Source organism: Enterobacter nematophilus, assembly GCF_026344075.1.
In the GTDB taxonomy this organism is placed as follows: domain Bacteria; phylum Pseudomonadota; class Gammaproteobacteria; order Enterobacterales; family Enterobacteriaceae; genus Enterobacter; species Enterobacter nematophilus.
Genome location: NZ_JAPKNE010000009.1, coordinates 34,209 through 57,371, shown reverse-complemented (window position 1 = coordinate 57,371; position 23,163 = coordinate 34,209). Strand labels below are relative to the sequence as shown.

At 56.9% G+C, this 23,163-nt stretch carries 20 protein-coding genes; 5 read left to right on the top strand and 15 right to left on the bottom strand.

Going from position 1 to position 23,163, the window contains the following annotated elements:
• The first annotated feature begins 111 nt into the window (after positions 1-111).
• From bsmA to OSH03_RS18950, 3 genes are all read left to right on the top strand, one after another.
• Positions 112-441, top strand: coding sequence for a biofilm peroxide resistance protein BsmA (gene bsmA / locus OSH03_RS18960; protein ID WP_028015263.1), 330 nt, complete (start codon positions 112-114; stop codon positions 439-441).
• 136 nt (positions 442-577) lie between these two features.
• Positions 578-865, top strand: coding sequence for a DUF1471 family protease activator YjfN (yjfN, locus tag OSH03_RS18955; protein ID WP_032644956.1), 288 nt, complete (start codon positions 578-580; stop codon positions 863-865).
• Between the two features lie 171 nt (positions 866-1,036).
• The gene (locus OSH03_RS18950) at positions 1,037-2,968 is read left to right on the top strand and encodes a methyl-accepting chemotaxis protein (protein WP_061099471.1); all 1,932 of its coding nucleotides are present in this window, start codon (positions 1,037-1,039) and stop codon (positions 2,966-2,968) included.
• Here OSH03_RS18950 and OSH03_RS18945 read toward each other — a convergent pair.
• Positions 2,965-4,587, bottom strand: coding sequence for an isovaleryl-CoA dehydrogenase (locus tag OSH03_RS18945; RefSeq protein WP_266179816.1), 1,623 nt, complete (start codon positions 4,585-4,587; stop codon positions 2,965-2,967). The two genes, OSH03_RS18950 and OSH03_RS18945, sit on opposite strands and share 4 nt — an antisense overlap.
• A gap of 194 nt (positions 4,588-4,781) precedes the next feature.
• On the opposite strand from OSH03_RS18945, the gene OSH03_RS18940 reads away from it, so the two are divergent.
• Entirely contained in the window at positions 4,782-6,056 is a 1,275-nt protein-coding gene (locus OSH03_RS18940; RefSeq protein ID WP_266179815.1) for an MFS transporter, read from the top strand.
• A gap of 90 nt (positions 6,057-6,146) precedes the next feature.
• Here the strand turns inward: OSH03_RS18940 and rlmB are convergent, their stop codons facing one another.
• The 14 genes from rlmB to nnr form a co-directional block, all read right to left on the bottom strand.
• Positions 6,147-6,881 carry a 23S rRNA (guanosine(2251)-2'-O)-methyltransferase RlmB gene (gene rlmB / locus OSH03_RS18935; RefSeq protein WP_041911487.1) on the bottom strand — a complete coding sequence of 245 codons (735 nt, stop codon included), beginning with the start codon at positions 6,879-6,881 and terminating at the stop codon, positions 6,147-6,149.
• 65 nt (positions 6,882-6,946) lie between these two features.
• Positions 6,947-9,388 carry a ribonuclease R gene (gene rnr / locus OSH03_RS18930; protein ID WP_151412993.1) on the bottom strand — a complete coding sequence of 814 codons (2,442 nt, stop codon included), beginning with the start codon at positions 9,386-9,388 and terminating at the stop codon, positions 6,947-6,949.
• 38 nt (positions 9,389-9,426) lie between these two features.
• A complete protein-coding gene (gene nsrR, locus OSH03_RS18925; protein WP_061099476.1) occupies positions 9,427-9,852 on the bottom strand; it encodes a nitric oxide-sensing transcriptional repressor NsrR in 426 nt (141 codons plus the stop codon).
• A gap of 192 nt (positions 9,853-10,044) precedes the next feature.
• Complete coding sequence (locus OSH03_RS18920; protein WP_024907332.1) at positions 10,045-11,343, bottom strand: adenylosuccinate synthase; 1,299 nt, start codon at positions 11,341-11,343, stop codon at positions 10,045-10,047.
• 104 nt (positions 11,344-11,447) lie between these two features.
• Complete coding sequence (locus tag OSH03_RS18915) at positions 11,448-11,645, bottom strand: DUF2065 domain-containing protein (protein WP_003855996.1); 198 nt, start codon at positions 11,643-11,645, stop codon at positions 11,448-11,450.
• 71 nt (positions 11,646-11,716) lie between these two features.
• On the bottom strand, positions 11,717-12,721 hold the full coding sequence (gene hflC / locus OSH03_RS18910) for a protease modulator HflC (protein WP_266179814.1): 1,005 nt from the start codon (positions 12,719-12,721) through the stop codon (positions 11,717-11,719).
• A 2-nt stretch (positions 12,722-12,723) separates the two neighbouring features.
• Complete coding sequence (hflK, locus tag OSH03_RS18905; protein WP_028015254.1) at positions 12,724-13,983, bottom strand: FtsH protease activity modulator HflK; 1,260 nt, start codon at positions 13,981-13,983, stop codon at positions 12,724-12,726.
• A 56-nt stretch (positions 13,984-14,039) separates the two neighbouring features.
• On the bottom strand, positions 14,040-15,320 hold the full coding sequence (gene hflX / locus OSH03_RS18900; protein ID WP_151412992.1) for a ribosome rescue GTPase HflX: 1,281 nt from the start codon (positions 15,318-15,320) through the stop codon (positions 14,040-14,042).
• A gap of 73 nt (positions 15,321-15,393) precedes the next feature.
• Positions 15,394-15,705: an RNA chaperone Hfq gene (hfq, locus tag OSH03_RS18895; protein WP_008502919.1), complete on the bottom strand. Its 312-nt coding sequence runs from the start codon at positions 15,703-15,705 to the stop codon at positions 15,394-15,396.
• An 85-nt stretch (positions 15,706-15,790) separates the two neighbouring features.
• Positions 15,791-16,741 (bottom strand): tRNA (adenosine(37)-N6)-dimethylallyltransferase MiaA, encoded by a 951-nt coding sequence (miaA, locus tag OSH03_RS18890; RefSeq protein ID WP_116343615.1) that lies wholly within the window; start codon positions 16,739-16,741, stop codon positions 15,791-15,793.
• On the bottom strand, positions 16,734-18,578 hold the full coding sequence (gene mutL, locus OSH03_RS18885; RefSeq protein ID WP_266179813.1) for a DNA mismatch repair endonuclease MutL: 1,845 nt from the start codon (positions 18,576-18,578) through the stop codon (positions 16,734-16,736). Before mutL ends, miaA begins: the two co-directional genes overlap by 8 nt.
• A gap of 9 nt (positions 18,579-18,587) precedes the next feature.
• The gene (amiB, locus tag OSH03_RS18880; RefSeq protein ID WP_266179812.1) at positions 18,588-19,922 is read right to left on the bottom strand and encodes an N-acetylmuramoyl-L-alanine amidase AmiB; all 1,335 of its coding nucleotides are present in this window, start codon (positions 19,920-19,922) and stop codon (positions 18,588-18,590) included.
• A gap of 16 nt (positions 19,923-19,938) precedes the next feature.
• On the bottom strand, positions 19,939-20,400 hold the full coding sequence (gene tsaE, locus OSH03_RS18875) for a tRNA (adenosine(37)-N6)-threonylcarbamoyltransferase complex ATPase subunit type 1 TsaE (protein WP_028015250.1): 462 nt from the start codon (positions 20,398-20,400) through the stop codon (positions 19,939-19,941).
• On the bottom strand, positions 20,393-21,916 hold the full coding sequence (gene nnr / locus OSH03_RS18870) for a bifunctional ADP-dependent NAD(P)H-hydrate dehydratase/NAD(P)H-hydrate epimerase (protein ID WP_266179811.1): 1,524 nt from the start codon (positions 21,914-21,916) through the stop codon (positions 20,393-20,395). Before nnr ends, tsaE begins: the two co-directional genes overlap by 8 nt.
• Here nnr and queG point away from each other — a divergent pair.
• Positions 21,915-23,054, top strand: a complete 1,140-nt coding sequence (gene queG, locus OSH03_RS18865) for a tRNA epoxyqueuosine(34) reductase QueG (RefSeq protein ID WP_061099483.1) — start codon at positions 21,915-21,917, stop codon at positions 23,052-23,054. The genes nnr and queG overlap by 2 nt on opposite strands.
• The last annotated feature ends 109 nt before the right edge of the window (positions 23,055-23,163 follow it).

Here is a 23,163-nt window from a genome sequence, read left to right as displayed (position 1 = left end):
CATAATGTTGAGAACTGGATTACGGTTTGACGCTATTTTCATTCGAAAATTACGTCCCAGATAACACTTCGGGAACATTCCCCCAAAACTAAATTCGCAGACAACTACACTATGGCTAACAGGAAACGAGATATGGTTATGCACAGGTTTGCTGCTTTATTGCTGGTGTTTCTGCTCAGCGGCTGTAGCGCACTGCAGGGTACACCGCAACCCGCTCCCCCGGTTGCCGATCATCCGCAGGAGATTCGTCGTAATCAGACGGAAGGATTACAGCGAATGGGCACCGTCTCCGCGCTGGTTCGCGGTTCGCCGGATGACGCAGAAGACGCAATAAAGGCACAAGCCGTCGCCGCCAAAGCAGATTATTACGTCATTATTATGATCGACGAAACCATCATAACGGGACAGTGGTATTCTCAAGCCATTTTGTACCGGAAATAATGGTTTACCTTTGAACGACATTTACACTGGTTTGCGTCCATAGACATTTTCCTGTCCACAATAAACTCCATGCCAGCGACAAGGAATGGGAGTTTATTCGCGAAGGATTGCCCGGCGGATACCGGAAATATGTGAAATGGAGCTGACGATGAAACGAACTCTTGCTTTGACCTCTCTGTTGCTCTCAGCAGGCCTTGTGAGCACCACCGCGCAGTCAGCAGAATTCGCCAGTGCGGATTGCGTAACAGGTCTGAATGAAATAGGCCAAATCTCCGTCAATAACATTCCGGGGAGCCCGCAAGACGTTGAACGTATCGTGGCATTAAAGGCCGATGAACAGGGCGCGTCATGGTATCGCATCATTCAGATGCAGGAAGATAACCATATCGACCAGTGGCGGGTACAGGCCATTCTCTACGTATAAATCCTACCTGATAAAAGCCACTTATTTTTAGTGGCTTTTCGTTTTTGCAAATTTTTTATCTATTTTAAAACCACTCTAAAACAATAAAATAACATTTTGTTACATTAATTCAGTAAACGTAATCTCCGCTCTGCCGTTGAAGAACCATACCTTTTCAATGATGAGCAATTTATGATCAATTTTTTCCGCCGTGCGGGCCTTGGAACAAAGCTATCGCTGCTGACGGGCGTCAGTGTCGCCACGCTGTTTCTGCTTTTCACTTTCCTGCTCAGCCAAAAAGCCAGCCAGCAGCTTGAAGCCCTCGCGGTCGAAGATCTGCATAATCAGTCTACCGGTATGGTCGACATGGTACAGATGTTTAATACCAGCCTGAGCGAAGAAGTCGAAAGCTATACCAGGTTGTTTACGACATTTCTGCCCCAGCCGTTTAGCGTCGATACTCAGCAGACCCGGACCATCAACGGGCTCACCGTTCCCCTGCTGAAGGGCGGCGACGCTGAACTCCATGAAAACACGACGTTTTCTGATGACTTTCTGAGCCGTACAGGAGCAATCTCAACGCTGTTTGTTCGCAGCGGTAACGACTTCATCCGCGTTGCCACTTCCCTGCGCAAAGAGAATGGCGATCGCGCCATGGGAACCGTTCTGGACGCGAGCAGCCCGGCATTTGCTTCCGTTACTAAAGGCGAGGTGTACCGCGGCCTGGCGCTCCTGTTTGGCAAACGCTACATCACCCAGTACCAGCCCGTTAAGAATAGTGAAGGCCAGGTCATTGGGATCATCTTCGTTGGGGTGGATATCACTCACTCCTGGAACGTCATGCGCGAGAAAATCCTCAACCGCCGCCTGGGCGAGAGCGGGCATTTCTTTGTGCTGGACCGCAGCAACGGCAAAACGCGCGGTCAATATCTGTTCCACCCCAGCGAAGAGGGAAAACAGCCGAAGTGGGATAGCGCCACCCAACAGCAATTGCTGAGCGATTCCTCAGGCACGCTGGAACGCGTAAGCGACGACGGCCGCACGCTGAAAATGGCCTATACGCCGCTGCCCGGCTGGAACTGGACCATCGTTGGTGAAGTGGATAAATCTGTCCTGCTCTCGAGCGTTAACGCCATGCGCGACCGTTTCCTGCTGGCCGGCGTAGCGTTGTCTGTCCTTTTCGCGGGCCTCTTTGTAGTGCTCATTCGCCGGATGCTGACCCGTCCGCTGCGTAACGTGATTGACCTTGCCCGCCAGTATGCCGCGGGCGATTTACGCTCCAGCCTGCCCGTCACCCGTCAGGATGAGGTTGGCCAGTTGGTTGAAGCCATTAACGGTATCGGCGATGGGCTACAAAAAATTGTCCTGCAGGTCCGCGAGGCCGCGGGCGAGATCCATCTGGGCACCAATGCGCTGGCCTCCGATACCGGAGACATCTCCGAGCAGATCAACAAGCAGGCCAGCAGCGTTGAAGAGACCTCCGCCAGCATGGAGCAGCTGGCCGCGACCGTGCAGCAAAATGCCGCCAACATGGAGCAAACGCAGCAGCTGGTAGGTGAAACATCGCGCGCGGTTCATCAGGGTGGTGAAACGGTAACCCATGCGGTTGCCACGATGGACGACATTCGCGAAGCGTCAAAACGTATCGAAGACATCACCCGCGTGATCGAGTCCATCGCGTTCCAGACCAATATTCTGGCGCTGAATGCGGCGGTAGAAGCGGCACGCGCTGGCGAGCATGGAAAAGGGTTTGCGGTGGTCGCGCAGGAAGTTCGCGCCCTGGCAGGTCGAAGCGCCAACGCGGTGAAGGAGATTGAACAGCTGATTGGCGATACGCTGCGAAAAGTGGGCGAAGGCCACGCGCTGTCTGAACAGACGCGTCTGGCGATGGATTCCATCATCGTTCATATCGACAACATCAGCCAGCTGGTCACGGAGATTAACCACGCGTCACGCGAGCAGTCCGCGGGGATCGGCCAGGTCAATCTCGCCATGACCCACATTGGCGAAGCGTCGCATATCAATGCCGACCGTATCTCACGCAGCGAGCAAACCGCACGCACGCTGCGCGAAAAAGGATCACACCTGACCCAACTGGTGAGTTTGTTCCAGCTTAAGCGCTAGCCAACCCTGCCCGTGGCGCGCAGCAGCAGATCGCTTTGCACCTGCTCATTCATGAGCGTACCGCCACGGGTATCCAGCATCATGCGGCACCACGCCTGCGCCACGGGCGGCGATGCGTGCCGCAGCATCTGGCTTCCGGCCCCCAGCAAAAAGAGCTGCTGCGCGATCTCCCTCCCCTGCGCCTCCTGCGGTTTACGCAGCTTTTGCTGAAGCTGCCGCCAGCTGCGGTCAAAGTGTCTGTCCTGACCTTTGACCTGGGCAAACTCGTCGGCGAGCAGATCGTGGATCCCTGGCTGCTTTGCCAGCACGCGCAGCACGTCCAGACACATGATATTGCCCGATCCTTCCCAGATGCTGTTTACCGGCATCTCGCGATACAGGCGTGGAAGTTCATTCTCCTCGCAGTACCCGACGCCGCCGAGGGCCTCCATCGCCTCCGCCACAAACGGAATGCCCGCTTTGCACACGCTGAATTTTGCGGCCGGGGTAAAAAGCCGCGCCCAGGCGGCCTCCTGCGGGTCGGTGCGGTTATCCCACGCCCGGGCCAGACGGAACAGCAGCGCCGTGTGTCCCTCCAGCACCAGCGCCATACGGCTTAGCACTTCACGCATTAGCGGCTGGTCGATAAGATTTTTGCCGAAGGTCTGACGCTGATGGGCGTGGTACAGCGCCACGGAGAGCGCCCGGCGCATTAGCCCGTGGCTGCCCAGCGCGCAGTCGAAGCGCGTCAACCCGCCCATCTTCAGGATTTGCCGCACGCCTTCTCCCTCTTCACCCAGCAGCCAGCCGGAGGCATCGAGGAACTCCGCCTCGCTGCTGGCGTTGGAGCGGTTGCCGAGCTTGTCTTTCAGACGTTCCAGCCGTACGGCGTTGCGCTGTCCGTCGGGTAAGAAACGCGGAACAAAGAAGCAGGACAAACCGCCTTTCGCCTGCGCCAGCACCAGATGCGCATCGCTCTGCGGCACGGAGAAAAACCACTTGTGGCCCACCAGCCGGTAGCTGCCGTCGCTACATTTTTCCGCTCTGGTGGTGTTGCTGAGCACGTCCGAGCCGCCCTGCTTTTCCGTCATTCCCATGCCGATCAGCAGGCCGCGCTTTTGCCCACCCGGCGCGAGATGGGGATCGTAACGGTCGCTCATCAGCGGCGTTAACCATTCATGAAACGGTTTGGGCAGCGACTGCTGCAACAGCGGCGTGGCGGCAAAGGTCATGGTCACCGGGCATAACGTCCCCGCTTCTACCTGAGCATGGAGCACGAAGCGCGCGGCCCTGGCGACGAAAGACCCTTTTCGTGCCTCTTCCTCCCAAGCCAGATTATGTACCCGGTTGGCGCAGAGCCCCTGCATCAGCAGGTGCCATGCCGGATGAAAGCGGACGTCATCCAGCCGCTCTCCCGTGGGGTCGTAGCGTAATAGCTCCGGCGGATTGACGTTCGCCAGCCTGCCCAGCTCCAGCGACTCCGCAGTGCCTAACTGCTGTCCGATGCTGGCAAGAAGATCCATATCCCACTCGGCCCCCTCGCGCACAACCGCATCGCGCAGGGCGCAGTCAGAGAGGAAAAGGTTGCTATTAGAGAGTGGGGCTGGTTGATTAAAAACGGTATGGGTCTGCCAGTGCATGCTGTCTCCCTCCTTCAGTGGCAATGAAGGTAAGTATGGACAGACCGCATGAACGCTGCATGGGAGTGAGGTCACACGATGGCGATCCCGCTGATATCATTCGTGAAATAGCTCACAGAACATAAGAATAAACTATTTCATTACTCCGCTTATGCTGAATAATTTATTCTTAACCCGTCTTTGTGAGGATCGTTATGCAACAGGATGCACACAAGCGAGCATTAATTGCAGGCTCCATTGGTAACTTCATCGAGTGGTATGAGTTTGCGGTCTACGGTTTTCTGGCGACCGTGATTGCGAAGAACTTCTTCCAGCTTGAGGGAGAGGCGGGACTGACCAGTCTGATCCTCACCTGGGCCTCGTTTGCCATCGCCTTCTTCTTCCGTCCGCTGGGTGCGGTGGTATTTGGCCGCATGGGCGACAGGATTGGGCGAAAACCGACGCTGATTATTGTGCTGGTGCTGATGACGCTCGCCACCACGGCCATCGGCATCGTGCCCGTCTACGCCAGCATCGGCATTGCTGCGCCGCTGATCGTTACGCTGCTGCGCATCCTGCAGGGCCTGTTCGCGGGCGGCGAGTACGGCGGTGCGGTCTCGCTGATGACGGAGTTCGCCCCGCGCGGCAAGCGCGGTCTGTACGGCGCGTGGCAGTCCTTTACCGTGGCGCTCGGGCTGCTAGCGGGCGCAGGTATTGTCGCGCTGCTCTCTGCCCTCCTCACCCCTGAAGCCCTGCACGACTGGGGCTGGCGCATTCCGTTCTTCCTTGCCCTGCCGATGGGCGCGGTCGCGCTATGGCTGCGGGTGAGTATGGAAGAGACGCCGAGCTTTGTGCAGCAGCAGGAAAAACCGGCTGTTGCTCGGGCCAGCACCTCCGCCACGTTCAAAATCATCCTGATGGGCATTGGCCGCGTGATGGTCTGGTCCGCAGCGGGGTATACCTATCTGGTGATTATGCCAACCTATCTGCAGTCAGCCCTGCACACCGGCTTTAACCAGGCGCTGCTGATCGCGGTGATTTCGAACATCGGTTTTGCGCTGACGATTATCCCGGCCGGGATCCTGAGCGACAGGATTGGCCGCCGCACGGTGATGATTATCGCCACCGCGCTGCTGCTGGTCCTCGCCCTGCCGCTGCTGAAAATTTTGCAGGCGGAGTCCGGCACGCTGGCCGTCAAAGCGATTGTAGTGTTGATTGCGGGCGGCCTGGTGGGGATGCTGGCAGGGCCAGGGCCAGCGATGCTGTCTGAAATGTTCCCGACGCGCGTGCGTTATACGGGGCTGGGGCTGGCCTATTCCTTGTCGAACGCGATCTTCTCGGGCTGCGCGGGGCTAATTATTACCGGGCTGATTAAAGAGACGGGCAACCTGGATATTCCGGCGTACTACGTGATGGCAACGGCGGTGGTGAGTATTTTCGCGCTGATGACGCTGAGGAAGGATGACCATTTGCGGTCGTTAGAGGAGTGAGGTTGTCACCGTCTGGTGGCCTCACCTCGGCCCTCTCCCACGGGGAGAGGGAGAAAACACAAAAGGCCGTCCTTTGAACGGCCTTACTGTTTATTCTCCGCGCTGACGCACCGCTTCAAACAGGCAGATACCCGTCGCAACGGAAACGTTCAGAGACGACACGCTGCCCGCCATCGGGATGCTAATCAGCTCGTCGCAGTGCTCGCGCGTCAGACGACGCATGCCTTCACCTTCCGCACCCATCACCAGCGCCAGGCGGCCGGTCATTTTGCTCTGGTACAGGGTATGATCCGCTTCGCCAGCGGTACCGACGATCCAGATATTCTCTTCCTGCAGCAGACGCATGGTGCGCGCCAGGTTGGTCACGCGGATCAGCGGAACGTTTTCCGCCGCGCCGCAGGCCACTTTCTTCGCCGTCGCGTTCAGTTGAGCAGAGCGATCTTTCGGTACGATCACTGCGTGCACGCCCGCCGCATCCGCGCTGCGCAGGCACGCGCCGAGGTTATGCGGATCGGTTACGCCATCGAGGATCAGGAAGAACGGGTTTTCCAGCGCGGCAATCAGATCCGGCAGATCGTTTTCCTGATACTGACGGCCCGGCTTCACGCGGGCAATGATCCCCTGGTGCACCGCGCCTTCGCTTTTCTCATCCAGGAACTGGCGGTTCGCCAGCTGGATCACCACGCCCTGCGCTTCCAGCGCGTGGATCAGCGGCATCAGACGTTTGTCTTCACGCCCTTTCAGAATAAACACTTCCTGAAAACGCTCCGGTGCGCGCTCGAGAAGGGCCTGCACCGCGTGGATGCCGTAAATCATTTCACTCATTGATGGTTCTCGTAATAAGTATTTCCCCTCTCCCGGTTGGGGAGAGGGTCAGGGTGAGGGGAGAATTACTCCGCCTGCTTTTTCTTGGCTGCGCGCTTCGCTTTGGTGGCGGCAGCAATTTTCTGCGTCTTCGCGGAAGGCTTTTTCGCTGAGCGAGCCTCTTTCTTCGCCGCCTTTGGCTTCTGCTTCTTCTCGCCGCGGAACGCGCTGTCCGGCTCGAAGTTTACCTTTTTGCCCGCCTGGCGACGTTTACCGCTCGCTTTGCCATTTCCGCCTTTTTTCGCCCTTTCACGCTCGGTTTTACCCACGTTACGCGGCGCGCGCTCGCTGGAGATCAGGCTGAAGTCGATTTTACGGTCGTCCATGTTCACGGCTTCAACCTTCACTTCCACGCGATCGCCCAGACGGTAGGTCTGGCCGCCAGATTCGCCAATCAGACGCTGGCCGACCTGGTCGAAGCGGTAGTAGTCGTTATCCAGGCTGGAGACGTGCACCAGGCCGTCGATAAACAGCTCGTCCAGACGAACGAAGAAACCAAAGCCGGTCACGCTGGCAATCACGCCTTTGAAGACGTTGCCCACCTGGTCCAGCATAAAGTCACACTTCAGCCAGTCCGCTACGTCACGCGTGGCTTCATCAGCACGGCGTTCGGTCATGGAGCAGTGCTGCCCCAGCTGCAGCATCTCTTCCATCGAGTAGTGGTAACCGCCGGTTTCGGTAGTGTTCCCTTTATGGCCCTGCTCCTGCGCCAGCAGATACTTGATCGCGCGGTGCAGGGACAGGTCAGGATAGCGACGGATCGGCGAGGTAAAGTGCGCATAAGACTGCAGCGCCAGGCCGAAGTGTCCCCGGTTTTCCGGATCGTAAATCGCCTGCTTCATGGAACGCAGCAGCATCGTCTGCAGCATTTCTGCGTCAGGACGGTCGCTAATGGATTCCAGCAGTTCGGCATAATCGCGCGGCTCAGGCTTGTTACCGCCCGGCAGCTCCAGACCGAGTTCAGCGAGCACGGAGCGGAACGCAGTAATGGCTTCCGTCGACGGCTTATCGTGAATGCGGAACAGCGCAGGCTCTTTCGCTTTCTCAACGAAACGCGCCGCCGAGATGTTCGCCAGGATCATACACTCTTCGATCAGCTTGTGCGCATCGTTACGCTGGGTCTGTTCGATACGCTCAATACGACGTTCTGCGTTGAAGATGAACTTCGCTTCTTCGCTCTCAAACGAGATCCCGCCGCGCTCTTCGCGCGCCTGATCCAGCGTTTTGTAGAGGTTATGCAGCTCTTCAATGTGCTTAACCAGCGGCGCGTACTGCTCGCGAAGGTCCTGGTCGCCCTGCAGCATATGCCAGACCTTGGTATAGGTCAGACGCGCGTGCGAGCTCATTACCGCTTCGTAGAATTTATAACCCGTTAAGCGCCCTTTGTTGGAGATGGTCATCTCACAAACCATACAGAGGCGGTCAACCTGCGGGTTCAGGGAGCACAGGCCGTTGGAGAGCACTTCCGGCAGCATCGGTACAACCTGAGACGGGAAGTAGACCGACGTACCGCGGCTGCGCGCTTCGTTATCCAGCGGCGTGTGCGGACGAACGTAGTAGCTTACGTCAGCGATAGCCACCCACAGACGCCAGCCGCCGCCGCGCTTTTTCTCGCAGTAGACGGCATCATCGAAGTCGCGAGCGTCTTCGCCATCAATGGTGACCAGCGGCAGGGAGCGCAGATCCACACGGCCCGCTTTGGACTCTTCCGGCACTTCTTCACGCAGGTTTTCGATCTGCTCTTCGACCGCTTTCGGCCAGACGTACGGGATCTCATGCGTGCGCAGCGCCATATCAACGGCCATCCCGGTGCCCATATTATCGCCCAGCACTTCGACGATTTTCCCAACCGCTTTGGTGCGGCGGGTCGGACGCTGGGTGAGTTCTACCACCACCACAAAGCCCATGCGCGCGCCCATCACCTCTTCAGGTGGGATCAGAATGTCGAAGCTCAGACGGCTGTCGTCCGGTACCACAAAGCCCACGCCTGCATCGGTAAAGTAGCGGCCCACAATCTGGCTGGTTTTCGGCACCAGCACGCGAACCACGCGCGCTTCGCGGCGGCCTTTACGGTCAGCGCCCAGCGGCTGCGCCAGGATCTGGTCGCCGTGGATGCACATTTTCATCTGTTCAGATGAGAGGTACAGGTCGTCTTTACGGCCTTCCACGCGCAGGAAGCCAAAGCCGTCACGGTGACCGATCACGGTGCCTTTCAGCAGGTCGAGGCGTTCTGGCAGCGCGTAGCACTGACGGCGGGTAAAGACCAGTTGCCCGTCGCGCTCCATCGCGCGCAGGCGGCGGCGAAGGGCTTCAATTTGCTCTTCACCTTCAATATTTAATTCAACGGCAAGTTCTTCACGATTGGCGGGTTTTTCGCGTTTTGTTAAGTGTTCAATGATGAACTCGCGGCTGGGGATAGGATTCGCGTATTTTTCGGCTTCGCGTTCCTGGAAAGGATCTTGTGACATGTCGGTTCCTCCGTTGTCAGCTCCGGTGGAAATTTTCTTCATTCCACCAGCAATAATTTATAAAGCGGTTGATTCTCTTCAACCAAATCGGCCAGCGTGTAGTTATCCAGTTCCTTGAGAAAACTTTGCACGGCCTTAGAAAGCGCCTGTTTCAGGCGGCAAGCGGGCGTAATGTGGCAGAACTCGCTGCTGCAGTTCACCAGAGACAAAGGCTCCAGCTCGCGTACCACATCCCCGATACGAATGCTCTGTGCCGGTTTACCAAGACGGATCCCTCCATTCTTCCCGCGGACGGCAGCAACGTATCCGGCACGGCTAAGTTGATTGATTATTTTGACCATATGATTACGGGATACACCGTATACCTCTGTCACTTCAGAGATACTGGTCATCTTCCCTTCGGGTAACGACGCCATGTAAATCAGCGCGCGTAAGCCGTAATCGGTGAAACTTGTTAACTGCACATCAACCTCAGGAAAAAGGGAAAACGCGGTTAAACCGCAGAGATATTCATTAATGATGATAAACCAGCCAGATAGTTAGGGGCTAATTTATTTGACAGACGGGGCGAAAAAGCGGAGATCCAGGAGCGGTCGCCGGTTGGCGCTACGCTTATCCGGCCTACGGGTCTCCCCGCAGGCCAGCAGTCACGAAGATTATGCGTCGAACGGGTCGCGCAGGATCATCGTTTCAGTACGATCCGGGCCGGTAGAAATAATATCGATCGGCACTTCGGTCAGTTCTTCAATGCGCTTGATGTAATCCAGCGCCGCCTGCGGCAGGCCGCTACGCTCTTTCACACCGAAGGTGGTCTCAGACCAGCCCGGCATGGTTTCGTAGATTGGCTCAATGCCTTCCCAGTCGTCAGCGGCCAGCGGAGTGGTGGTCACTTCGCGGCCATCCGGCATGCGGTAGCCTACGCAGATTTTCACTTCTTTCAGGCCGTCCAGCACGTCCAGCTTGGTCAGGCAGAAGCCAGACAGGGAGTTGATCTGCACTGCGCGACGCACTGCAACCGCGTCCAGCCAGCCGGTACGACGACGACGACCGGTGGTCGCGCCAAACTCGTTACCCTGCTTGCACAGGAACTCGCCGGTTTCATCAAACAGCTCGGTCGGGAATGGACCCGCACCCACGCGAGTGGAGTAAGCTTTGATGATGCCCAGAACGTAATCCACATAACGTGGACCCAGGCCGGAGCCGGTCGCCACGCCACCTGCAGTGGTGTTCGAGGAGGTTACGTACGGATAGGTACCGTGGTCGATGTCCAGCAGCGTACCCTGCGCACCTTCGAACATGACGAAATCGCCACGCTTGCGCGCCTGGTCCAGCAGATCGGACACATCAACAACCATACCGGTCAGAATGTCTGCAATCGCCATGACGTCATCCAGCACTTTCTGGTAGTCAACAGCGTCAGCTTTGTAGAAATTCACCAGCTGGAAGTTGTGATATTCCATCACTTCTTTCAGTTTTTCAGCGAAGGTTGCTTTGTCGAAGAGGTCACCGACGCGCAGACCGCGACGTGCAACTTTATCTTCATATGCCGGGCCAATACCACGACCGGTGGTGCCGATCGCTTTCGCGCCACGCGCTTTTTCACGCGCCACGTCCAGCGCCACGTGATAGTCCAGGATCAGCGGGCAGGCTTCGGAGAGCAGCAGACGCTCACGAACAGGGATACCACGGTCTTCCAGACCTTTCATCTCTTTCATCAGCGCAGCAGGAGACAGCACAACGCCGTTACCGATGATGCTGGTGACGTTATCGCGAAGAATGCCTGATGGAATAAGATGGAGGACGGTTTTTTCACCGTTGATTACGAGAGTATGGCCTGCGTTGTGACCGCCCTGGTAGCGTACAACATATTTAGCCCGTTCAGTCAGAAGATCAACAATCTTCCCTTTACCTTCGTCACCCCATTGGGTGCCCAGTACGACGACGTTGTTACCCATTTTTTTCAAAATCACCGTTTGCTTAAAAATGGATTCTACCATCGCTTTTTCAGATATACAGCACTTTTTGACCCTAAAATATGCCAATTGCGGCTAGTTTTTGATCAGCCAATCGTTTTCCTCAACATGTAGTAGATAACGATACCGGCAACCACAAGACCACCACCGAAACGACGCAAAATATTATCCGGCAGCTGGCTCATGGTCGCGATCATACGACGCCATGCGCGCGGATAGAGCATCGGGCCGAGGCCTTCGAGCACCAGAACCAGGGCCAGCGCGAGCCAGATCGTTGAATTCATTTTTCATCCTTATAAAAGAAAACCACCGCTCCGTTGGGAGCGGTGGTTTGAATACTCAAACGAGCCTGAGTTTATCGCGTTGCGTTGGTCGGCGTCTTCATATAACGGAAGAAATCGCTGTCCGGGCTGAGCACCATCACGTCCTGGTTGCTCTTAAAGCTGTTCTCGTAAGCGCGCAGGCTACGGATAAAGGCGTAGAAGTCTGGATCCTGGCTGAAGGCATCGGCGAACAGCTTCGCGGCTTCCGCATCGCCTTCACCGCGCAGGATACGGCCCTGACGCTCTGATTCCGCCAGCGTCTTGGTCACTTCATAGTCCGCTGCCGCACGCAGTTTTTCAGCCTCTTCCTGACCCTGTGAACGGTGACGACGGGCTACCGCTTCACGCTCGGCGCGCATACGGTTGTAAATCGCCTCGGACACTTCAACTGGCAGGTTGATCTGCTTGATACGCACGTCAACCACTTCGATACCCAGCGCTGCCATACTGTTCGGGTTGATCACCGGCACTTTGCCGTTGGTTTCAGCCTGAACGCGTTCAGCGGCTTTAGCAATCGCGTCATCCGCTGCTGGCGTTTCCACTTCGTCTTCGGTGCCCGCTGTACCGGAGTTCAGCGCATCGCGCACTTCCAGGGTCAGACGACCGCGGGAGTCGGTCACGATGTCTTTCACATCCAGACGACCAATCTCGGAGCGCAGACGGTCAGAGAACTTACGTTTCAGCAGCACTTCCGCCTGAGAAACGTCACCGCCGCCCGTTGCCAGGAAGTAGCGGCTGAAATCGCTGATGCGCCATTTGATATAAGAATCAACGATCAGGTCTTTCTTCTCTTTGGTCACGAAACGGTCAGCCTGGTTATCCATGGTCTGGATACGCGCATCCAGCGTTTTCACTGACTGAATAAACGGCACCTTGAAGTGCAGGCCCGGCTCATAAATGACCGGACGTTTGTCACTGTCACGCACGACGCTGCTGAACTGGAATTTGATCCCACGCTCGCCCTCTTTCACCACAAAGATCGAGGTATACAGCACGACCAGTACGATGACGACGATCGCAATAACTGACTTACGCATCCTTATTCCCCCTGACGCTGGTAGTCGTTACGCTGCGCGTTAGCACGGCGTTGGTCCATAATGTCACCATCGTTCGAAGAAGGCGTTGTGTTCGCGCTGGAGCTGCCTGATGAGGCTGGCGGCAGACGCAGCAGGTTGTTCGCTCCGCTGGTGTCTTTCGCTGCCGGTGCAGAACCGCCTTTCAGCATCTGATCCAGCGGCAGAACCATCAGGTTTCCACCTTTGCTGTCGTTAACCAACACTTTGCGGGTGTGGCTCAGCACTTTTTCCATGGTCTCGATATACAGACGCTCGCGGGTAATTTCCGGAGCGGCTTTGTATTCCGGCAGGATGCGCGCGAAGCGAGCCACTTCACCCTGAGCTTCCAGGATGGTCTGGGTCTTATACGCACGCGCCTCTTCAAGAATACGCTGCGCCTGACCGTTAGCACGCGGCTGCACTTCGTTGGTGTACGCTTCTGCTTCACGGATGTACTGCTGTTCGTTTTCACGGGCAGCAATCGCATCATCAAACGCGGCTTTTACCTCTTCCGGCGGACGCGCAGCCTGGAAGTTGACGTCCAGCAGGGTGATACCCATGTTGTACGGACGAATGGTCTCTTCCAGCTCGCGCTGGGTATCGCTACGAATAACGGTACGACCCTCGGTCAGAATGCGGTCCATGGTGTATTTACCGATCACACCACGCAGGGCGCTGTCGGTCGCCTGACGCAGGCTGTCATCGGCGCTGGTCACGCTAAACAGATAACGCTCAGGATCGGTCACGCGGTACTGCACGTTCATCTCGACGCGCACCACGTTCTCGTCAGACGTCAGCATCACGCCGGAAGCCGCCAGTTCACGGACGGACTCCACGTTGACCGCAGTGACATCGTCAATGAAGGTCGGTTTCCAGTTCAGGCCCGGCTCAACCAGATGGCTGAACTTACCGAAACGGGTGACCACGCCGCGTTCTGCTTCTTTAATGGTGTAGAACCCGCTGGCTGCCCAGACGATCACCAGCCCGGCAGCAACGATGCCCACCAGGCGGCCACCTAATTGCGGGCGCGGTCCCTGGCTGGAACTGCCACCCGAGCCAGAACCTTTTCCTCCGCCAAGGCCACCAAGCTTTTTGCTCAGCTTGCGGAAGATATCATCCAGATCCGGCGGCCCCTGCTCGCGACCACCTTTGTTGCCATTTCCCCCAGAGTTGCCGCCTTGATTATTGCTGCTTCCCCACGGGTCGCGGTCTTGTCCGTTATTACCGGGCTGATTCCACGCCATGTATATGCTCCATATTTGTTATGCAAGGGCGAATTTTTCAGGCTTCCCCTTTCTGATCAGACGATATAGTCCGCCAGCGCAGGTTCTTGTTTACAGAGGCGACGCCAGTCAACGATCGGCATACGCACCTGCATCCCCACGCTGCCGTCATCCTCCATCCACTCTTTTTCTATCGCCTGAAGCTGATAAAACCGGCTGCGCAGCCTGCCTTCCTGTGGCGGCAGTCGCAGCGTGTGCTGAGCTACCTCACCGGAAAGACGTTCTGTCAAAGCCTGGAAAAGCAGTGGCACACCAACACCGGCCTGAGCAGAAAGCCAGACCCGTATCGGTTTGTTCTCTTCATCACGGTCGATACGCGGTTCGAAATCTTCCAGCATATCGATCTTATTCATCACCAACAGCGTGGGAATTTCGTGGGCGTCAATTTCTTCCAGCACCACGTTCACCGCGTCGATGTTCTCCTGCACGCGTACGTCAGCCGCATCAATCACGTGCAGCAGCAGGGTCGCCTGACGCGTCTCCTGCAACGTCGCCTTAAACGCCGCTACCAGATCGTGCGGCAGATGGCGGATAAACCCTACGGTATCCGCCAGCACTGTTTCACCCACGTCTGCAACGTCAATACGGCGCAGCGTCGGGTCCAGGGTCGCAAACAGCTGGTCTGCGGCATACACCTGGGCCTCGGTTATCTGGTTAAACAGGGTGGATTTACCGGCGTTGGTATAGCCCACCAGCGACACCGTTGGGATGTCGGCTTTGGTTCGCGCCCGACGCCCCTGTTCACGCTGTTTCTCTACACGTTCCAGACGAGAGAGGATCTGGGTAATACGGCCACGCAGCAAACGGCGGTCGGTTTCGAGCTGGGTTTCACCCGGACCGCGCAAACCAATCCCGCCTTTTTGTCTTTCAAGGTGGGTCCAGCCACGCACCAGACGCGTCGCCAGATGGCGCAACTGCGCCAGCTCAACCTGCAGTTTCCCCTCGTGGGTACGGGCACGCTGAGCAAAAATATCTAAAATCAATCCCGTGCGATCGATAACACGGCATTCGCAGAGAGCTTCCAGGTTGCGCTCCTGGGCTGGAGACAGCGCATGATCAAACAACACGACTGACGCGCCGGTTGCTTTTACGGCATCCGCAATTTCTACTGCTTTACCTTCACCAACAAAATACTTTGGGTGCGGCGCTTTACGGCTACCGGTAATCACCTGCATTGCTTCGACACCGGCGGAAGAGACCAGAGATTCAAACTCCTGGAGGTCTTCCATATCTTTGTCTTGCGAAAAATAGATGTGTACCAGCACCGCCTGCTCACCGGCATCATAACGGTCAAACAAGCGTAAACCTCTCTAAAAAGATCAGCGGGGAACGCAGGATCCCTGGCTCCCCGTGTGGATAACAGCTAAAACCTTATTCGGTCTCGTCGCTGTCCTGCGCTGGCGTTGAAGAACCCTGCGCGTTGCTGCCATGATGGTAGTTACTGCCTGTGCCGCCGCCAGCGTTATTGCTGTGATGAGAGACCGGACGGGACGGAACAACAGTAGAGATAGCGTGCTTGTAGACCATCTGGCTGACCGTGTTTTTCAACAGGATCACGAACTGATCGAAAGACTCAATCTGACCTTGCAGCTTAATACCATTCACCAAATAAATAGAAACTGGAACACGTTCCCGACGCAATGCGTTCAGGAACGGATCTTGTAAAGATTGCCCCTTAGCCATTCTATCTTTTCCTTATATGCTTGTTTTGTACTTAGAACCTTGCGATTCTGAAAAATTGCGCACGATACGTCTCAATTGTACACATTCAGTGGGCGATATCACCAACAACCTCAATCACCTCGTTTAACGCCTGTTGCGGTTTTTCACTGTCTAACCAGTGAACTCCCTCCCAACCGCGCAGCCAGGTGATCTGGCGCTTCGCTAACTGTCTCGTGGCGCAAACACCTCGATAAACCATTTCATCGTATGAAATCTCACCTTCAAGATACGACCACATCTGGCGGTATCCCACACAACGAACGGAAGGCATATCCGTATGCAAATCTCCACGGGCAAATAGCGCCCGCACTTCTGCTTCAAAATCTGAAGCCAACATCTGATGAAAACGCTGCTCAATTCGTTGATGGAGCAGTTCACGGCTCGCCGGGGCGATGGCGAACTGATGCACCTGATACGGCAGAGCGTCTCCTGACGTTTGCGTCAGTTCCGTTAAAGTTTTACCCGAAATGAAAAAAACTTCCAGTGCCCGGGAAAGCCTTTGCGGATCATTTGGATGGATCCGCGCTGCCGCAACCGGGTCAACCTCCGCCAGCTGCTTGTGCAATACGTCCCAACCCTGCTCTGCCGCCTGCTGCTCAATCTTTGCTCTCACTTCAGGGTCCGCGGAAGGTAATGGTGACAATCCTTCCAGCAGCGCCTTGAAGTAAAGCATGGTTCCGCCAACCAACAGCGGTATACGCCCCGCGGCGGTGATCTCGGCCATCTCAGCTAAGGCATCCCGGCGGAAGTCCGCTGCGGAGTAAGCCTCTGCCGGGTCGAGAATGTCCAGCAAACGGTGCGGTGCCGCACGCAGTTCGTCTGCGCCGGGCTTCGCCGTGCCGATGTCCATCCCTCGGTAGATGAGGGCGGAGTCGACGCTAATCAACTCTACAGGCAAAACTTTACGTAGCTCAATGGCTAACGCCGTTTTACCGGAGGCCGTTGGGCCCATTAAAAAAATTGCCTTTGGCAGGCTCGCCTTACTTACGTCAGTCATGTTTCAGGGCGGTCATCGCCGTTTTTAAATCAACAGGTTGTAATAACCCACCCGGCGGCGCTTTCACCAGCTGTGGGCAGAGGCGTTCCACCTCCGCCAGCACGGTAATCGCCTGCGCCATACTCCACGGTGAATGTTCGCTGGCCAGATGGCGGGCGATCCACTGCGCGGTGTTGGCAGCCTCAAACGATGTTTGCTGCGCCAGGTAGCCTATCAGTTCAGGAATCAAGTTTTGTAAATTTTGTTGGCGTAAGGGTAAAGGCACTGCGCGAATTGTCACATGTTGTGGTTCGAGCACAATTTCAATGCCCATTTGCGCTAGCTGGGCCTCTGCACGCTGCAATACCCTTGTTTCTTCAGCGGATATTTTCAGGCGAACCGGGATCAATAGCGGCTGTGCACAGGCCGCATTTTCCCCCGGCGTCAGCTGCGCCTGCTTGAGCCAGCGTTCGGCAACCGGCAGCGCCAGAAGCAGCAGTTTGCCGTCGCGCTCAAGCAGAGCCATATCCGGTGCGATAATCGTCAGCACCCGGCCAAAACTCTGGCTATGGCCTTCAAGGGAAGGTGTCGCCACCGAAACGTGCTCTTTGCGCTCGACTGCGGGCGTTTCGAGCAGTTTACGGTACAGCGCTCCCTGCTGCTTTTGATAGCCGGGCTGAGCGTTCGGGTAGTTCGCGCCCGTCGGACGCGGCGCGGCTCCTGCAGAGGAAAAACGCGGAGCGTCCGGTTCACGCGCGACGGCTGGCTCCGCAAAATGGTTGCGGCCCGCAGCGACACGGTTTTCCGGAATGGGGCGCGGTGCGGAGTCTTCTTTTTCCAGCGGCAGCGTAGGTTCAAGCTTCTGTTGCAGCACGCTCAGCACGCCCTGGTAGATAAAATCATGCACCAGGCGCGACTGGTGGAAACGCACCTCATGCTTGGCAGGATGGACGTTGACATCCACCTGATGCGGGTCGATCTCCAGATAAAGCACAAAGGCCGGTTGCTGATCGGCCCCGAGCTTGTCTTCACAGGCCTGGCGAATGGCGTGGTTAATGAGGCGGTCGCGCATCATGCGGCCGTTCACGTAGCAATACTGAATTTCAGAGAACGCCGCGCTGCTGGCGTTTGGATCGGCCACCCAGCCACGTAAAGCCAGATCGCCGTGCTGCCACTCGATAGCCAGCGCCTGCTCCAGGAACGGCGTCCCGCAGATAGCCCCTAAACGTCGCTCTTTCTGCCCACCTTCAGCCACCGCGCGGTACTGGCGCATCACCTTGCCGTTATGGCTGAGGTTGATGGTGACGTCAAAACGGGCGAGCGCAATTCGGCGGATGATCTCGTCGATATGGCCGAACTCGGTTTTTTCGGTACGCATAAACTTGCGGCGGGCGGGAGTGTTGTAGAACAGGTCCAGAACTTCCAGCGTGGTACCGACAGGGTGCGCCGCGGGCTTGACCGTCACGTCCATATCCCGCCCTTCAGCGTAGGCCTGCCAGGCTTCCTGCTGTTCAGCGGTGCGGGAGGTCAGCGTTAAACGAGAAACCGAGCTGATACTGGCCAGCGCCTCGCCGCGAAAACCGAGGCTGATAATCGCTTCCAGGTCATCCAGAGAGGCAATTTTACTGGTGGCATGACGCGCCAGCGCCAGCGCCAGCTCCTCTTTTTTGATGCCGAAGCCGTTATCGCGAATGCGGATGAGCTTTGCGCCGCCGCGTTCGATATCAATATCAATGCGGGTGGCGCCCGCATCGAGGCTGTTTTCAACCAGCTCCTTCACCACCGACGCAGGGCGTTCCACCACCTCACCGGCGGCGATTTGGTTCGCGAGCTGCGGCGGCAGAACCTGAATCGGCATGAATTCTCCTTAATTTGTGGCGGTCAACTCGCCCGGCTGCGCGGCGCTGGCCGTCTGGGCTGCTCCGCCCTGCGGCGCGGACTGCAGAGGATGCGCCTCAAAATAGTTACGTAAACCGTTATAAATCGCTTCGGCAATTTGCTGCTGGTAGCTGTCGCTGCCCAGCAGGCGCTCTTCACTGTTATTGCTGATAAAGCCCGTCTCCACCAGAATTGACGGAATATCCGGCGAACGCAGAACGCCCAGGCTCGCATGTTCCGGGCGACGCTTGTGCAATGCCCCGATGCCCTGCAGCTGATTCAATACGTTAGTCGCGACATCATACCCGACGCGCTGAGAATGGCCGAACTGTAAATCCAGCACCGCCTGGCTGAGATACGGGTCAGACTGGCTGTTTGCCAGCACGTCACCCGCGCCGCCTAACAGTTCAGACTGTTTCTCATGCTCTTCCAGCCAGTTGGCCATTTCGCTGTTCGCCCGGCGGTTCGACAGAACCCATACCGAGGCCCCCGTCGCGTTACGGTTCGGTGCGGCATCCGCGTGAATGGAGACCAGGAAATTGGCGTTTTGCTTACGCGCCACGTCTGAGCGGCCCATCACAGAGATAAAATAGTCGCCGTCGCGGGTCAGTACGCCTTTAAACATCGGATCATCGTTTAACAGCGTCCGCAGCTTGCGGGCCACCGCAATCGTGACATTTTTCTCTCGCGTGCCGCCCGGGCCAATCGCACCAGGATCCTGTCCACCGTGTCCGGCATCAATGGCGATAATCACTTTGTCACCGCTGACCGCGCGCCGTGCGCTGGCCGCCGGACGCGTTACCGTGTTGCTGCTGGTCGCCGCGGTGATGCGATCGTTCTGCGATTTAAACGGATTACGCGCAGGTTCCGATGGGCGCGGCGTATACACAGGCTCTTCCACGCGTTTCGCGACAACCGGTGGCGGCGGAGGCGGCGGAACGTCGGCATTGATGGTGAAGACCACCGTATAGTTCGCCCCGTTTTGCTGCTTCACCGCCTTCGTTTTGCCCTTTTCGGTCAGATCGACCACCAGGCGCAATGACTGGCTGTCCTGAGGGGTACCCGAGCGGATACTTTTCACCAGGTTATTACCGCTAAACCGCAGCGGTAACCCCTGGATCACGCCAGTCTGTTTAATATCCAGCGCCACGCTGTGGCTGTCTGGCTGTGAAAACGCGTATTCAGGGTCACCCATAAAGCTGAACGTGATCCGGGCCTGGCTTTCACCGTTTGACACCTGAATATCCGATAGGCTTGCCGCCCCGGCCTGCGCGCACAGCAGCACCGTCGCAGCCAACACCCAACCTTTAACGCGACTAATCATCCCGTCATCCCTACTCTTAACCGGCGAGACGCGCCAGTAAGGAACACCCTGATGAGGAAACCGCACTGATGCGAGCCTCACGCCCTTGAGCCTGGTAATCTAAGTGAATTTCGACATCCGGGTCAGGCAGCACACCCGCACCTTGTTGCGGCCACTCCACCAGGCAGATGGCGTCGTTGGCAAAATAATCACGGATCCCCATAAATTCCAGCTCCTCAGGATCCGCAAGGCGGTATAAATCAAAGTGGTACACCATTAGATTGTCGAGGGTGTACGGCTCAACCAGCGTATAGGTGGGGCTTTTCACGTTCCCGTTGTGTCCTAACGCCTGCAAAAAACCCCGGCTGAAGGTGGTTTTACCCGCACCTAAATCACCATACAGATAAATGACGGTTGCCCCCTGACAGGCCTGCGCCACGCGCTTGCCGAGATCTAAAGTGGCTTGTTCATCAGGTAAAGGAATCGCTCGATTAGTCATTTTCTACGTCAATCACATCCGGGTTAACAACACGCCGCAGCGTGCAAAAAAGATCGGTGGCCAGCATACCGCGTGTACCCTCTCGTGCAGCAAGCCTGTCAGCCGCCGCGCCGTGGGCCACGCAGCCCGCACAGGCTGCATCATAAAGGGGAAGTTTCTGTCCAAGCAATGCGCCGATGATGCCTGAAAGCACATCGCCCATACCGCCGCTCGCCATGCCCGCATTTCCGGCATCAATAATGCCCTGCGTCTCGTCACTGGCGACAACGGTTCCTGCCCCTTTCAAAACGGCAACACCTCCGTAACGTTTTACCAGACGCTGAGCAGAAAGTAAGCGATCGCTTTCAATTTCTGCCACGCTGCAGTTAAGCAGGCGCGCGGCTTCGCCGGGGTGTGGCGTCAGAATGCGATTGTGACGCTTATCCGGATTTATTGCCAGAAGGTTAAGCGCGTCGGCATCCCACAGCATCGGTTTACGAAAATTCTCGACCTTTTGCAGGGCCTGTTTACCCCATGACTGTTGCCCAAGCCCGGGACCAATGACCACCACATCCGCCCATTCGAGGCTTTCTTCCAGCGCCTGGGGCGTAAGCTCATGGACCATTAGCTCCGGCCGGGCTGTGATGATTGGCGCAATATTTTCAATGCGAGTGAGTACTCGCACTAATCCGGCACCGCTGCGCAGTGCCGCCTCACCGGTCATGCGAACCGCTCCTGCCGTACCGCGATCGCCACCAATAATTACCAGCCTGCCGTGGTCGCCCTTATGGGAGGTTGGGCTGCGCGGCGGAAGCCACTCTATTAGCTGCGAGGAATCAAAGCGCGACAGGCGCGTTTCCTGCCCAACGAGCCAGCTCTCCAGCCCCAGCGCGTTATGGTGCAATACGCCGACCACATCCCGCGCTTTTCCGGTTAACAAGCCCGGCTTCAGGGCGATAAAGGTCACGGTGTGCGCAGCCTGAATAACGGCGCCAGGCGTCGCGCCGGTCTGCGCGATCAGGCCAGACGGAATATCCAGCGCGACTACCGGCGCGGAGTGCCCGTTAGCGTGTTTAATAAGCGCGGCGATGTTCTCGCGAGGCGCGCTGCGTAGCCCGGTCCCCAGCAGACCATCAACAATCAGATCAACATCTTCCGGCCAGACGATATCAGGGGCATGAATCACGCCGCCTGCGTTTAGCCATGCCTTCCGCGCCGCATCGGCTTCCTCCGGCAGAGGCTTATCGCTCTCCAGCGCCAGCAGGGTAACGCGCAGACCGGCCGCAACCGCGAGACGCGCAACAACGTAGCCGTCGCCGCCGTTATTGCCGTGCCCGCACAAAATCAGCCAGTGAGTGGACTGCGGGTATGCGCTGCGGGCAACGTTAAACGCCGCCTCTCCCGCTCGCTGCATCAGTTCATAAAGGGTAATGCCGAGGCTGTCTGCGGCCTCTTTTTCGGCGCGCCGGAGGTCATCCGCATGCCAGATGGAATGTGGTATACTTGCGGGGTTTTTCTTCACCGTATGGTCCGTCATGTCACAGCCCCTCGATCTCAATGAATTAGCGCAAAAAATAAAACAGTGGGGTGCTGAGCTTGGCTTCCAGAAGGTAGGCATTACCGATACCGACCTCTCTGCCAGCGAGCCAAAACTGCAGGCCTGGCTGGACAAACAATACCACGGCGAAATGGAGTGGATGGCGCGTCACGGCATGATGCGCGCCCGTCCACATGAGCTTTTACCGGGTACATTGCGCGTCATCAGCGTGCGCATGAACTACCTGCCTGCCAACGCGGCCTTTGCGCGCACGCTAAAAAATCCCTCCCTGGGTTACGTCAGCCGGTACGCCCTGGGACGTGATTACCATAAGCTTCTGCGTAACCGTCTAAAAAAACTTGGAGAAACTATTCAGCAGCACTGTGTTTCGCTGAATTTTAGACCCTTTGTCGATTCCGCGCCTATTCTTGAGCGCCCGATCGCCGAAAAAGCCGGGCTCGGCTGGACAGGTAAGCACTCACTTATCCTTAGCCGCGACGCCGGATCGTTCTTCTTCCTCGGTGAACTGCTGATTGATTTGCCTCTGCCGGTAGATGGCCCGGTGGAGGAAGGCTGTGGCCGCTGCGTGGCCTGCATGACCATCTGCCCGACGGGCGCCATCGTTGAGCCGTATACCGTCGATGCGCGCCGCTGCATTTCCTATCTCACCATCGAGCTCGAAGGGGCGATCCCGGAAGAGTTTCGACCGCTTATCGGCAACCGCATCTACGGCTGCGACGACTGCCAGCTGATCTGCCCGTGGAACCGCTATTCACAGCTGACGGACGAGGAAGACTTCAGTCCGCGCAAGGCGCTACATGCCCCGCCGTTGATCGAGCTATTCGCCTGGACCGAGGCCTGGTTCCTGAAGGTGACGGAAGGTTCCGCCATTCGGCGTATCGGCCATCTGCGCTGGCTGCGAAACGTGGCCGTCGCGCTGGGCAATGCCCCGTGGGATGAAGCGAATATTCAGGCGCTCGAAAGCCGTAGAGGTGAGCACCCACTTCTTGATGAACACATAGAATGGGCGATTGCGCAGCAAATCGAGAAGCGAAATGCCTGCGTGGTCGAGGTGCAGCTTCCAAAGAAACAGCGGCTGGTTAGGGTGATCGAAAAAGGGCTTACGCGGGATGCGTGATATATTCACAGCCTGTGAATAAAAATAAAAACTCAAGCGCCATCTGGGCTTGATAAGAGGTCAAGTGATCTCGATAACATTTTGAAATGAAAATTTATCCAAATAATAC